The organism is Pseudoclavibacter sp. RFBG4 (assembly GCF_002931515.1).
GTDB lineage: Bacteria > Actinomycetota > Actinomycetes > Actinomycetales > Microbacteriaceae > Pseudoclavibacter.
Genome location: NZ_PSYC01000024.1, coordinates 279991 through 292003 on the forward strand (window position 1 = coordinate 279991; position 12013 = coordinate 292003).

The following is a 12013-nucleotide window of genomic DNA, read 5'->3' on the forward strand; positions in this document are numbered from 1 at the left end:
CCTGATGACGCACCTGGAAACGCCGACGACGGTCAACGGGCTCAGCATCCCCGACCAGCACGAGGTGACCTACGGTCGAGGCTTCGGGGCGCTCGCCGAGCGCATGGGCATCCTCTGCGTCGAGCTGAGCCCCGAGCGTGCCGTGGCCGTCATGCCCGTCGAGGGGAACACGCAGCCGATTGGCCTCCTGCACGGTGGCGCCTACTGCGTGCTCGGCGAGTCGCTGGGGTCCATGGCCGCGAACGTGCACGCCGGTCCGGGAAGGTTCGCGGTCGGCATCGACATCAACGCGACCCACACGGGCTCCGCCGTGAGCGGCTGGGTTACGGGCGAGTGCACGGCGGTGCATCTCGGCGGATCGATGACGGTGCACGAGATCGTCATCACCGACGAGGCGGGCAAGCGCTGCTCGACGGTCCGCATCACGAACCTCATCCGCACCGCCAAGTAGCGTCAGGCGGATGCGAAGAGGCCCTCACCGCGTCAACGCGATGAGGGCTTCTGCTGGTCGGGGCCCGGCTACTTCTTCGCCGAGAGCTGCTGGATGACCGCCTGCGCGACCTCCTGCATCGTGAGGCGACGGTCCATGGATGCCTTCTGGATCCAGCGGAACGCCTCTGGCTCGCTGAGGCCCATCTTCTGCGTGAGCAGGCCCTTGGCGCGGTCGACCTGCTTGCGCGTCTCGAATCGCTCGTTGAGGTCGGAGATCTCGGCTTCGAGCGCGATGAGCTGCGCGTGGCGAGCCAGTGCGATCTCGATGGCCGGGAGCAGATCGTTCTGCGTGAACGGCTTCACGACATACGCGAGGGCGCCTGCCTCCGTCGCGCGCTCGACCAGTTCCTTCTGGCTGAACGCGGTGAGGAGCACAACCGGGGCGATGCTGTCCTTCGACAGCTGCTCGGCCGCAGAGATGCCGTCGAGCTGCGGCATCTTGACGTCCATGATGACGAGGTCGGGGCGAAGCTCCTTCGCGAGGGCGACCGCGGTCTCACCGTCGCCGGCCTCTCCGACAACGTCGAAGCCGTTGTCGCGAAGGATCTCCACGATGTCGAGCCGGATGAGCGACTCGTCTTCGGCGACGACAACACGTCGCGGGGCTTGAGAGGTTTCCTGTTCAGTCACGTAGTGAGCTTACGATACTGTGTCCGAGGTGAAGCGCCGGCTTGGCGGAATGGCAGACGCGGTGCACTCAAAATGCTCTGTCCGAGAGGGCGTGTGGGTTCGAATCCCACAGCCGGCACGGTTCTGAAGGCCTCTACTCCCCAGCGAATCACTGGCGAGTAGAGGCCTTCGTCATTCCCTCGGGGAACTTTCTTCCCGCAGCGGACCCACAGTCGCAGGAAACCGATCCGGAGTCCGGTGCGATCACGTTCGTCGTGTCCGGCGACATCGCCGACCAGGGGAGCGAAGACCGAGGAAGCGTCCTGACGTGCTCTGGAGCGGTGCCCGAGAGCGCCCCCGGAAGTGACCGGCCTCGAGGTCGCCTGAGCGCTCCGGGAGCCGCAGCGCGGTGCGCGTCTCCGGCGCTATCCGATGTCGGTGACCGTTGCCTCGGCATCCGCGGCGCCGTCACCGGTTCCGGACCAGCTCGCGGTCGCGTCCCACAGGTTCAGCGTGTCGTCGACGAGCACGTCGACCTCGACCTCGCCCTCCGGGATCGTGATGCCGTCGGCGGCAGCGGCCTCCACGAGGCGCTGCACGAGCCTGTCGGTGACCTCCGCGAGGGTGTCCTCGCCGGCGTCGGCCTCAGCGGAGGCAGTTCGCATGTATGTCTTGACGTCGCTCATACCTCCATCATCTCAGCCGGAGAACAAGGACGCGGATACAGGGGCGGACGCGGGCAGCCCGAGCTACCCGCTCGAGCGCAGTGGCCGCGAAATCTGTCGATCGATCATCGGCGCGTGGCCTTGCGTCAGCTTTAGGCAACCCTTACCGTACGTATACCGCTATGCCGCTGGGAACCCCGCACCGCACCAAGTGACGACTCCCGCAGACGAAACCTCCAATGTTGCAGTGTTCGCGTCGCCTTTCCCCTCGCTGCTGTCCCTTGGAGGCATCTTCGTGTCGCAAAAAACCGTTGGTCTGTACCGTCCCGAGCTCGAGAAGAGCGACTGCGGCGTCGGCTTCATCACGCGCAAGGACGGCGTGCAGCACCATGATGTGATCCGGCTCGGAAACGAGGCGCTCTGCGCGATCCCCCACCGCGGAGGCATGTCCGCCGAAGGTGTCGGTGACGGCGCTGGCATCAACATCGACCTGTCGGTCGAGTTCTTCAGCTCGCTCGTCGGGCGCGAGCTCGAGTCGGGCCTCTTCGGCGTGGGCAACTTCTTCATGCCGAGCGACGTCGAGCAGCTCGGCGTGGCACACGAGCTCATCTCCAGCACGCTGCGCGCGCACGGCATCGAGACGGTCCTCGTCCGCGACGTCCCCGTCGACGCCACCGTCGCCCGCCCCGCGGCGGCGCACTACCAGCTGCCCATCGTCCAGTGGGTCTTCGTCGCGGCCGAGGGCTGGAGCCGTGCCGAGATGGACGCCGCCGCCAATGCCGCGCTCCTCGACATAGAGGGCATCGCCTACTCCAACGCAGCACTCCAGGGGCTCTACCCGCTGTCGCTGAGCGCCCGGACACAGACGCTCAAGGGGCGCCTCAACTCGAACGAGGTCATCCCGTACTTCACCGACCTGCTCGACGAGCGCCAGTCGGTTCGCACGCTCTTCTTCCACACGCGCTTCTCGACCAACACGGAGCCGCACCCGAGCATGGCGCAGCCGTTCCGCATGCTCGCGCACAACGGAGAGCTCAACACCGACCGCAAGAACCGCCTCTCCGAGAACGCGCTCGCGACCGCTCGCGGACGCGTCATCGTGCATCCACCTGGACAGTCGGACAGCAGCCGCTTCGACCAGACCCTGCAGAGCCGCGTCTTCGATGACGGGCTTGAGCTCGTCGAGGCCGTCGTCTCGACCATGCCGCCGGCGTGGGAGAACGACCGCACGCTCACCCCGGAGGTCCGGGACATGCTCGAGTTCTTCTCCCTCTACGAGGAGAAGAACGACGGACCGGCAGCACTCGTCTTCAGCAACGGCGACATCATCGGCGCGCGCCTCGACCGCCTCGGGCTGCGCCCGTTGCGCACCGTCGAGACCGACGACTACCTCGTCGTGAGCTCAGAGGCCGGGCAGATCCAGTTCGCACCGGGCAGCATCGTGCGCCGCGGTCGCATCGAAGCGGGCGGGATGCTCTACTTCGACCACACGCAGGGGCGCAGCTTCCGCACGTGGGAGGCGCTCGAGCAGCTCGCCCTCCGGCGCGACTACAGCGCAGACCTCGAAGCAGCGCGCGTCAACATCGAGGACATCGAGCTGCCCGAGATCGACCGGGGAAGCAACACGCTCGGCTACGACGGGGACCTCTCCCCCGCCGGCAGGTACGTCGCGTACTCGCTCAACCAGGAGAGCTTCAAGTTCATGATGGACCCGATGCTCGCCAACGGCACCGAGCGCATCTCCGCCATGGGCTACGGCAACGCCATCAACGCGCTCTCCGACCAGGAGGGCGGGCTCGCGAAGTACTTCTCGCAGCGCTTCGCGCAGGTCACGAACCCGCCGCTCGACAGCATCCGGGAGGCCGACGGCATGACGCTGCGCGTCGCACTCGGCGCGAAGCCCGACGGCGGCAACCAGACGCGGCAGATCGTCGTGCCCTCGCCCATCCTCAGCCACCTCAACATGGTGGCGCTCCGCGAGCAGCGCCTCGCGCCACTCGAGCGCTTCGAGATCCTCTACACGCCCGTTCAGGGCGACGCACCCGCCAACGCCGCCTCGCTTCGCGGGGCCGTCGAGCGCGTGTGCGACGCTGTGACCGCGTTCGCACGCACCCAGGGTGGCATCGCGGTGCTCACCGACCGCAACGTGTCGCGCGAGCTGGCCGCGATCCCCCTCATCCTGGTCATCGCGGCCGTCAACCAGCGGCTCATCCGCGAGGGCCTGCGCCTGCGGGTGTCGATCATCGCGGAGAGCGGCCAGCTCCCCTCGTCGCACCACATCGCCGCCGCGCTCGGCTTCGGCGCCGCCGCGGTCTACCCGCTCTGCGTGCGCCTGCGCGCCGAGGAGCGCTACCCGAGCGGCACCGCCTCGATCGACACGATCACGGACACCGACCTCGCCGTGGCCCGCTTCGCGAAGGCCGCCGAGAAGTCGCTCATGAAGACCATGGGCCGTGTCGGCCTGTGCACCGTCGAGAGCTACATCGGCGGCGAGTTCTTCGAGCCCAACTACCTCGACACGAAGGACCCGGTCCTCGCCGACTACTTCCCCCACCTCGCCGCCCCGGTCGGTGGCGTGCGTTTCGAGCGCATCGCCCTCGCGGTCGCCGAGTGGCACGAGCGGGCCGTCGCGGTCGCCGACGAGAAGCAGATCCCCCTGCTCGGCCTCTTCAAGGAGCGCCAGGAAGGCGCGGGCCACTCGTTCGGCACCACCGCGGTGCGCGGGTTCATCGACATGACTGAGGAGCCGCGCATCCTCGAGACCACGAAGGCGCCGGAAGCGCCCGCTGCGAGCGAAGAGCCGCACCCAGGGCACGACTCGCTGCGACTCCTCACCCTCGGCCAGCTCGGCGACGCGTTCGGGCTCGACGACAAGGCGTACACCTACAGCGGATACGGCGCGCTCACGCCGGCGCAGATCGACGCGTTCGAGATCACCCCCGGCTACCGGGACTTCGTCACGAACACCATCCAGGAGCGCACGCGGCGCCCCTCGGCGCTCCGCGACGTGTTCTCGCTACCCGCAGACGTCCGCCTCGCCTCGACGCCCTCCGAGTTCGCGCGCGAGCTCAGCCGCTTCTCGCTCGAGGGCAACAGCGACGTCCGCGTCCGCGGCCTCGAGATCGAGCACACGGAGAACTCCACCTACGAGCTGAAGCTCACCGGCCCCCTCGACGACGAATCGACCCGCTACGACGCGCTCGCGCAGGTCCTCACAACCCTCGACGGCGACGCCATCACCGAGACGACCGCGACGGATTCGAAGCTCGAGGTGCGCGTCATCCCGGGCGCACCGAGCATCCTGAGCCTGCTCAGGACGGCGCCGGACAGCATCTCGCTCGACGAGGTGCAGCCCGCGCACGAGATCGCCCGCACCCTCGCATCCGGCGCCATGAGCCACGGGGCGCTCGTCGCGACCGCCCACGAGTCCGTCGCGCACGGCACGAACATGGTCGGCGGCATGTCGAACTGCGGCGAGGGCGGCGAGCACATCACCCGCTACAACACGATCCGCGGCTCGCGCATCAAGCAGTTCGCGTCCGGCCGCTTCGGCATCTGGGCCGGCTACCTCGCAGACCCGATGCTGCAGGAGCTCGAGATCAAGATCGGCCAGGGCGCGAAGCCCGGCGAAGGCGGGCAGCTGCCGGCGCCGAAGGTCACGGTCGACATCGCCGCGGCCCGAGGTGGTACGCCCGGCGTCGAGCTCGTCTCGCCCCCGCCGCACCACGACACGTACTCCATCGAGGACCTCGCGCAGCTCATCCACGACTGCAAGGCAGCCCGGGTGCGGGTCGTCGTGAAGCTCGTCTCGTCGGAGGGCATCGGCACGATCGCCGTGGGCGTCGCCAAGGCGGGCGCCGACGTGATCAACGTCGCAGGCAACACGGGAGGCACGGGTGCTGCCGCCGTCACGAGCCTCAAGTACGCGGGGCGCTCGGCGGAGATCGGCGTCGCTGAAGTCCACCAGGCGCTGCTCGCGAACGGACTGAGGCAGAAGGTCGTCCTGCGCTGCTCCGGTGCCCACCAGATGGCAAGCGACGTCGTCACCTCCGCGCTCCTCGGCGGTGACAGCTTCGAATTCGGCACGACGGCGCTCATGATGCTCGGCTGCGTCATGGCGAAGAACTGCAACATCAAGTGCCCTGCCGGACTCACGACCAACCCCGAGGTATTTGACGGCGACCCGCGTGCCCTCGCCCAGTACCTCCTCAACATCTCGCACGAGGTGCGGGAGATCCTCGCCTCGCTGGGGCTGCGCTCGCTCGGGGAGGCACGAGGGCGCGGCGACCTGCTGCAGCTCCTCGCGCACCCCGCGAGCGTCGGCGACCTCGACGTTCGCGACATGCTCGCGAAGGTTCCCGAGAAGATCGTCGCCAACCCCATCTACCTCGAGAAGGACTTCAGCATCGACGACTCCCTCGTCGAGCAGATCCGGGCCGCCCTCGTCGACCGAGCGGAGCCGTCGATCCTCATCGAGGGCGTCGAGATGGGCAACCGCTTCAAGTCGGTCGGCGGTCAGCTGTCGATCGACATCGAGCGGATGCTCAACTACGAGCTCGATGCCGAGACGGTCGCAGGGCTCCCCGCAGTCGTCGAGGACGAGCGAGGCAGGCGCTCGCTCGTGGACGGCAGCATCACCGTCACGACGCAGGGATCCGCCGGACAGTCCTACGGGGCCTTCAGCAACGACGGCATGCGCCTCGTGCACACGGGAACCGCGAACGACGGCGTCGGCAAGAGCCAAGGCGGCGGAACCATCGTCGTGCTCTCCCCCGGCGGCGGTGGCTCGGAGCCAGGCGAGAACGTGCTCATCGGCAACTTCGCGCTCTTCGGTGCGACGGGCGGACGCACGTTCGTGCAGGGCGAGGCGGGCGACCGCTTCGCGGTGCGCAACTCCGGCGCAACAGCGGTCGTCGAGGGCATCGGCGATTTCGGCTGCGAGTACATGACCAACGGGGCCGTCCTCAACCTCGGCAGCGCGGGCAAGGGCCTCGGCAACGGCATGAGTGGCGGGTTCGTCTACCAGTACGACGCGGACGGCTCGACGCGCGAGAACGTGAGCGCCGACTCCCTGCTCGTATTCCCCATCACCGACTCCAGCCACGGCGACTTCCACGAGGCCGCGGTCAAGCTCCTCCTGCAGTGGCACCTCGACGCGACCGGTTCGCCGCTCGCGGCTCAGATCCTCCGCGACTGGGAGTCCGAGCGCAGCAGGTTCTTCTGCGGCATGCCGCGCGCGCTCCTGCTCTACCAGGACGCCGACAAGATCCTCGCCGCGAAGGGACGCAAGGAGTTGCTCGACGAGCTCTCCACCTCCATCGCAACCCAGCGCATCCGCCTCTTCAAGGAGGCCTACCGCGGCGGTCACCCGGTGATCGGCGGCCGCACTCCCGGCGGCTCGGAGTCGGACCGTGACGACAGGTTCGCCCTGCTCGCCTCCTACGCGGTGCTCAACATCTCGCAGGACATCGCGCTCACCCGAGTGCCAGACGCCAGCGGGCCCGACGACCCCAGGGTGGTCGACGCGGTCCGGAAGCTCATCCTCACCGAGGACTTCTTCGTCATGCAGCGCGTGAACAAGTACCTGCGCGGTGAACTCGACCGGTTCGAGGACGCGGAGCTCGCGGCCCTCATCGCCGCGAAGCGCCTCGAGGACTACAAGGACGCCCTCCGCCTGCGCAACGTGCGCAGCATCGACGCGCCAGGAACGACGGGGTGGATCATGCACCAGAACGTGAAGAACCGCCGGCTCCTCCAGTCGGTGGGCACGGACGAGATCCTCGCGACCGCGGCGATGGTCGACATCGCCCGCGAGCTCGTCGTCACCGAGAAGCGCCAGCAGCCTTCGGCCGCGACGGCGGGTGGCCTCGCATGAGCGCGCCGTTCATCCCCGTCGACGCCCCCTTCACCCGGGAGCAGCAGGCATGGCTCTCCGGGTTCATGGCGGGACTCGCCGCGATCCCCACCGCCGACAAGGAGGTGCAGGCCGCGACGCTGACGCTCGAGATCCTCATCGGCACGCAGACCGGGAACAGCGAGTTCGTGGCCGAGGACCTCGCGGCGGCGGCCCGAGCAGCGGGCCTCGCGGCGACGCTCGCCCCGCTCGACTCGGTCTCGCCCGAGGCGTTGAACGGCGAACGCAACATCGTCGTCGTCACGTCCACCTACGGCGAGGGCGAGATGCCGGACAATGCCGAACTGTTCTGGGAGGAGCTGAACGCTGACGGTGCACCGCGCCTCGAGTCGGCGAAGTTCGCGGTCCTCGCGCTCGGAGACAGCAGCTACGACGACTACTGCCAGGCCGGGAAGCTCATCGACACGCGCCTCGAGCAGCTCGGGGCGACACGTGTCGTGCCGCGCGTGGACTGCGACGTCGACTACGAGGATGCAGCCGCCGAGTGGATCGCGGAGGTGGTCGAGCACTTCGCGGCCCTCCAGCCGAACACCGCCGCTCCTGCGCCAGCCGCTGCCGCGGCGCCGGCCCGAGTGCGCTCGCCGTGGAACAAGAAGACGCCGTACCCGTCGCGCCTCGCCGTCAACCGCGTTCTGTCTGGGCCACGAAGCTCGAAGGAGATCCGCCACTACGAGTTCGATCTCGGCGACAGCGGCATCACGTACGCGGCGGGCGACGCCCTCGCGGTCGTGCCGGTCAACGAGCCCGGTCTCGTCGACGAGCTGCTCGGGCACCTCGGCTTCTCCGGTGACGAAGCGCTCGAGAGCGGCTCGACGCTGCGCACGGCGTTCGAGCGAGAGCTCGACATCACGGCCCCCTCGAAGGACCTGCTCGCGGAGCTCTCCGCAAGGGAGCCGAGCGGAGCCGTCGCGGAGCTCGTGCAGCGCGGCGACAAGGCTCAGCTGGACAGCTGGCTGTGGGGCCGGGACACGCTCGACGTGCTCCGGGCTGCGCAGGGAGTGAGCTTCACCGCAGATGAGTTCGCGTCGCTGCTGCGGCCCATGCAGCACCGTGCCTACTCGATCTCGTCGAGCCCGCTCGCCAGCCCGGACCGCATCCACCTCACCGTCGCCTCGGTTCGGTACGGAAGCGAGGCCCGCCGGTACGGCGGCGTGTGCTCGACGTTCCTCGCCGACCGTGTCGGCGACCTCGACCCCGTGCACCTGTTCCTGCAGCCGAACGCGGCGTTCCGAGTGCCGGAGGATGACGACGCCCCCATGATCATGGTCGGCCCAGGCACGGGGATCGCCCCGTTCCGCGGCTTCCTGCACGAGCGCGAGGCGCGAGGCGCATCCGGACGCAACTGGCTGCTCTTCGGCGACCAGCACCGCGACAGCGACTTCATCTACGAGGAGGAACTCGCGGGGCTCAGCGAGCGCGGTGTCCTCGACCGCCTCGACCTGGCGTTCTCGCGCGACCAGGCGGAGAAGATCTACGTGCAGACGCGGATGCTCGAGCACAGCGCCGAGCTGTACGCCTGGCTCGAAGAGGGCGGGCATTTCTACGTCTGCGGTGACGCATCGCGCATGGCGAGAGACGTCGACGATGCCCTCCACACGGTGGTCGCGCAGGAGCGAGGAGTGACGGCTGAAGGCGCGGCGGAGTACGTTGCCGCGTTGAAGCGCCAGAAGCGCTACGTGAGGGACGTGTACTGAGTCATGCTTCCGGAGGACACCGCGGGCCGGGGTGAGGGCTGCGGGGCGAGCGGGAACTGCCCGTGCGCGCGGCGTCGTGGCGGTGGGCTCCAAGGTCTCGGGCGCGATGGCGCAGTCGGCGCGGCCCACTCCCGGCAGGTGAGCGCGCTCAACGCTGGGACGCTTGATCGGCTGCTGTCGTCGCCGCACACCATGCTCCGCAAGGTGACGCTGTCGCCGGAGGCGCTCGCCTACGGTCTCGTCGGGTTCGGCACTGCGACGGCGACCACCAGCAATGGCGCGTGCACGATGCACCAGATCGGCAGCTACGACCTGCCGACGGCATGCGGTCGGGCGTTGCTCGCGCCGTCCGCGTGGATCACATTGCGGGTTCGTCCGGCCTCGCTCGGCGTCGCGGTGATCACCCACGAGGAGCGCGTGCAGGGCACGCTCCCCAGTCTGTACGTCTATTCAAGCGGCGGGCACCTCGTTCACCGGGTGCTTGTCCACTCTGCCCAGGACGCCGGGCTGCTCGCGAGCCTGGGACGTTCTCGGCCGCCGAGCGAGGCGCAGCTGCGCAACCTGCAGCTGCCCAGGGAGGCCGCGACGGACTGGCGCGACGGCGATCAGCTCGCGCAGCTGGATGCGATCCTCGGTGCGGGTGGGTCCGATCGACACGCCGCGCTGGTGCGCGGGAACGCTGCTCGCTCTGGCTGGGGTATCGGTGGCGTCGGGAACAGCCGTCCCGTGGATCCCTCGCTGCTCCCCGCGGTGTTCGAGCACCTGAGCTCTGTCGGGTTGCCGGTCTGCGTGGGTGTTCCGTCGAGTGCTGTGCTGCAGCTGGGCGCGGGGCCGGTGCACCTCGTGGAACGTGTCGGCGCGCTCCTGGTCGTCTCGCTTGGCGATGGCGTCATCGAGGTCGATCTCAGGGCGGTGCGCTCGTGTCTGCTCGTGACGGCCTGCGGGCCGCGGGGTCGAACGTCGACGCTGGAGCTCTACGATGAGCGCGCCCGCTGCGTGGCCGTGGTGACGCAGCTCGGGCTGGTCTCGGCCGATGTGCATCGCGCCTGGGAGCACATGCTGGAGTCGCTGCCGGCTGCGTGAGGCAGGTGTGAGGTGCTCGAATGACCTCGCGTGGCCTTTGCACGAGGCGCGCATGAACGCGTTCACTGAACTTGTTCGAGGTAGCCTTTCGGATATGTCGACACCACGCGCAGAGGTCAAGCAGCTCACGCACTCCCGCGTGGTCGACGCCGCTGCGCACCTCTTCGTCGAGGAGGGGTTCGCTGGTACGAGCGTCCGCGGAATCGCGCGGGCGTCGGGCGTGAGCGTCGGCACGGTCATGTCCGTGGGCGACAAGAGCGCGCTGCTGGTGCGGGTCTTCGACCTCCTCGTCGAGGCGGAAGTTGCCGAGCGGACCGCCGTCGTCAGACCGGCTCGTGCCGCGGTGGCCGAGCCTCCCGAATCCGCCCTCGCCGGGGCGGAAGCCGGGGGCATGTGCCCGGACAGGCTCGTGGTTTTCACGGCACCGCTCGTCGCGCTCTTCACTCGTCATGACGAGCTTGCCCGCGCCTACGCGTCCATCCTCATCTCGGGCGGGCGTGAAGCGGGGCTCTTCTCGGATCTGGCGACCGGCCTCACCGAGAGGTTCCGCACCGTGATCACCGAGCGCGGGTGCACCGCCGAGGAAGACGCCGCCGCGCGAGCGGGGGCGCTGTACTTCGCGTTCGTCGGGCTGCTCTTCACGGCGGCCGCGGGTGGCACCTCCGACCCCGAAGCGCTCTCCGCCGACGTCCGAGGTGCCTTCGGCGCGATCTGCGCCTGCCCGGAGTAGCTACGCGGAGGTCCGCTTCGAACCTGGCTCGCGTCGCTCGTCGCTCGGGCAGAGGATGCTGCTCGGCTGATTGGCGCCGATGCCTCGCCTTATCTCGTGCTCGGAGTACGGGTGCCCGCAGTCCCGGCAGGACGCGGGTGCTCGGACGGGATCCGTTCGCGCGACTCCCCCGGTGCCCACCTGTGCCGGCCCCATGAACGGGAACAGCAGCTGGTTGAGCCGATTCCACCATCCGGGCTGACCCTTGTAGGGGTTCGGGAGTCTGTCGCTGGCCATGATCGTTAGTGTACTAACTATTCGTGGTCTGTGTGCGCGACTAGTCTGGTCCCGTGGATCTCCTCGCGCTCGACAAGCAGCTCTGCTTCGCCCTCGCCGCGGCCAGCCGAAGCGTCATCTCGCTCTACCGACCCATCCTCGAGCCGCTCGGCCTCACGCATCCGCAGTACCTGGTGATGCTCGGGCTCTGGGAGAACGACGGACAGACACTCGGTCAGCTCGCGAGGGCCCTGCATCTTGAACCCGCCACGCTCAGCCCGCTCGTGAAACGACTCGAGACCTCTGGCCTGGTCACCCGCAGCCGGCGACCAGACGACGAGAGAGCCGTCGAGATTCGACTCACTCCCCCGGGCCTTGAGCTGCGGGCCAAGGCCGAGGAGGTGCCGGTCAAGGTCGTCGCGGAGCTCGGATGGACCCTCCCGGAACTCGAGGCGCTCAAAGACACGCTCACCCGGCTCCTCGACGACTCGACCACAGCCAGGGCCGAGGGGGCGCGCGGGCCCCGCAGCTAGCTCGACACCTCAGAAACGGCCGAGGAGCACCGGCCGGG

9 protein-coding genes and 1 tRNA gene are annotated in these 12013 nt (G+C 68.7%); 7 read left to right on the top strand and 3 right to left on the bottom strand.

Features of this window, described 5'->3' with window-relative positions; translation table 11 throughout:
* Positions 1 to 4 precede the first annotated feature (4 nt).
* Positions 5 to 451: a PaaI family thioesterase gene (locus C5E10_RS08265; protein ID WP_104241239.1), complete on the top strand. Its 447-nt coding sequence runs from the start codon at positions 5 to 7 to the stop codon at positions 449 to 451.
* Between the two features lie 68 nt (positions 452 to 519).
* Here C5E10_RS08265 and C5E10_RS08270 read toward each other — a convergent pair whose 3' ends face one another.
* The gene (locus C5E10_RS08270) at positions 520 to 1122 is read right to left on the bottom strand and encodes an ANTAR domain-containing response regulator (protein WP_104241240.1); all 603 of its coding nucleotides are present in this window, start codon (positions 1120 to 1122) and stop codon (positions 520 to 522) included.
* Between the two features lie 35 nt (positions 1123 to 1157).
* On the opposite strand from C5E10_RS08270, the gene C5E10_RS08275 reads away from it, so the two are divergent.
* A tRNA-Leu gene (locus C5E10_RS08275) sits at positions 1158 to 1240 on the top strand.
* A gap of 286 nt (positions 1241 to 1526) precedes the next feature.
* Here C5E10_RS08275 and C5E10_RS08280 read toward each other — a convergent pair.
* Positions 1527 to 1787, bottom strand: a complete 261-nt coding sequence (locus tag C5E10_RS08280) for a hypothetical protein (RefSeq protein ID WP_181062709.1) — start codon at positions 1785 to 1787, stop codon at positions 1527 to 1529.
* 274 nt (positions 1788 to 2061) lie between these two features.
* Between C5E10_RS08280 and C5E10_RS08285 the strand changes: the two genes are divergently transcribed.
* The 4 genes from C5E10_RS08285 to C5E10_RS08300 all read left to right on the top strand — a co-directional run bounded on the left by C5E10_RS08285 (position 2062) and on the right by C5E10_RS08300 (position 11187).
* Positions 2062 to 7641: a glutamate synthase-related protein gene (locus C5E10_RS08285; protein ID WP_258071046.1), complete on the top strand. Its 5580-nt coding sequence runs from the start codon at positions 2062 to 2064 to the stop codon at positions 7639 to 7641.
* Positions 7638 to 9374 (top strand): sulfite reductase flavoprotein subunit alpha, encoded by a 1737-nt coding sequence (locus C5E10_RS08290; protein ID WP_104331223.1) that lies wholly within the window; start codon positions 7638 to 7640, stop codon positions 9372 to 9374. The genes C5E10_RS08285 and C5E10_RS08290 overlap by 4 nt, the downstream gene beginning before the upstream one ends.
* Positions 9375 to 9512: 138 nt before the next feature.
* Complete coding sequence (locus tag C5E10_RS08295) at positions 9513 to 10457, top strand: hypothetical protein (RefSeq protein ID WP_104331224.1); 945 nt, start codon at positions 9513 to 9515, stop codon at positions 10455 to 10457.
* Between the two features lie 94 nt (positions 10458 to 10551).
* On the top strand, positions 10552 to 11187 hold the full coding sequence (locus C5E10_RS08300) for a TetR/AcrR family transcriptional regulator (protein WP_181062690.1): 636 nt from the start codon (positions 10552 to 10554) through the stop codon (positions 11185 to 11187).
* Here C5E10_RS08300 and C5E10_RS08305 read toward each other — a convergent pair whose 3' ends face one another.
* Complete coding sequence (locus C5E10_RS08305) at positions 11188 to 11463, bottom strand: hypothetical protein (RefSeq protein ID WP_104299006.1); 276 nt, start codon at positions 11461 to 11463, stop codon at positions 11188 to 11190. It lies immediately after the preceding gene.
* Between the two features lie 53 nt (positions 11464 to 11516).
* On the opposite strand from C5E10_RS08305, the gene C5E10_RS08310 reads away from it, so the two are divergent.
* On the top strand, positions 11517 to 11975 hold the full coding sequence (locus tag C5E10_RS08310; RefSeq protein ID WP_104306627.1) for a MarR family winged helix-turn-helix transcriptional regulator: 459 nt from the start codon (positions 11517 to 11519) through the stop codon (positions 11973 to 11975).
* Positions 11976 to 12013: the final 38 nt, after the last annotated feature.